Consider the following 1261-nt stretch of genomic DNA (forward strand, 5'->3'; position numbering starts at 1 on the left):
GGAAGCGGCACAGCGTGGTCTCGTCCGGCGTGCCGTCGTCCAGGCCGAAGCCGCAGAACCGCCGGAACGACAGCCGATCCGCCAGCGCCTCCTCGAGGCCGGGATCGGAGAGCTGGTACCACTGCGCCAGCAGCAGCGCGCGGAACAGCGCCAGCGGCGGGTAGCCGGGCCGGCCGGTGGGTGCGCGCAGCGGCGCCAGCAGGCGCTCCATCGGCGCCCAGTCGATCAGGCCGACAATGCAGTCCAGACGACGATTGGAACCCGCCCCTACCGGCAGAAGCGCCTCCGCCAAGCTCGCCTGTCCGATCCGACGCTGACCCATCTCCGCCTCACAACTGCCATCACCAGGCTCAGCGAATCAGCCCATCTGTCGCTCAGCAAGGCGTTTCGCAGGGATCTCCAAATTCGCAGGGATCTCCAAAGCGGCGTCCCCGTGAGGGGCGCCGGGTGTCCAGCGGCCTGCTTCCACCGTCGTCCGCGTCAGGACAAACCCTGCGGCGGTGATGGGGCTGATTGGACCGATTAGGCCTCCATCGCTGCTGCGGGGGTACCGTGATGGAAGTCAGTCTCGCTGACCCACATGCGATGCAGGACGCCGGCAAGCTTGCGGGCGAGAGCGACCTTCGCACGCTTCGCGCCTCGACGCTGCGCCAGGCGCACGCCCCAGGCTTTCAGCGCCGACCATCTTGCCACACGCGTCAGGAGCACGTGCGCTGCCTCGAACAGCGCCACCCGGGCGGTGGCGTCCCCGACCTTGGTGATCGCCCCTGCACGATCGGCTTCTCCGGACTGGTATCGCCTGGGGTCAGCCCGAGGAAGGCGCCAACCGAACGCGATGAACGAAACCGGGTGGGATCGTCTATGCTGAGAAAGGTCAGCGCCACGACCGCGCCGACGCCGGGCACCGTCATCAGGCGACGGCAAACCGCGACGCCGCGCGCGGCGTCACGGACCTGCCGGTCGAGCACGGCGAGCTGCTGGCGCAGCGCCTCACGCCCCTGCAGCGGGGGCTCAACGATGCCGGGTAGGGTCGGATGGCCATCGACCAGTGCCCGGACCGCGTCAGCCCAGCTCCCGCGGAGACCTCTGCGAAACGCCTTGCTGATGGCGGTGAGTGCTGATTCTCTCGTGCCGTTGGGGTCGTGTCCCCGTCCGTGTTGTAGGAGGCGGCCACCGCGGTGAACCTGGGTAGGGTTGAGTTGCGAGCTGCAACCCCTGCCCTGGAACCCCACGATGACCGAGCAAGAGACTGCCCTTCGCG

Annotated in this window: 1 protein-coding gene and 1 pseudogene; both read right to left on the bottom strand. The window is 68.8% G+C overall.

What is annotated here, in order from left to right:
• Nucleotides 1–292, bottom strand: a 292-nt coding sequence (locus tag HW578_RS26735; RefSeq protein WP_198373727.1) for a transposase, incomplete at its 3' end; no start/stop codon positions are given.
• A 230-nt stretch (nt 293–522) separates the two neighbouring features.
• A pseudogene (locus tag HW578_RS28635) lies at nt 523–914 on the bottom strand (transposase); the annotation flags it as partial.
• Nucleotides 915–1261: the final 347 nt, after the last annotated feature.

The organism is Roseomonas rosulenta (genome assembly GCF_016106005.1).
Classification (GTDB): Bacteria; Pseudomonadota; Alphaproteobacteria; order Acetobacterales; family Acetobacteraceae; genus Neoroseomonas; species Neoroseomonas rosulenta.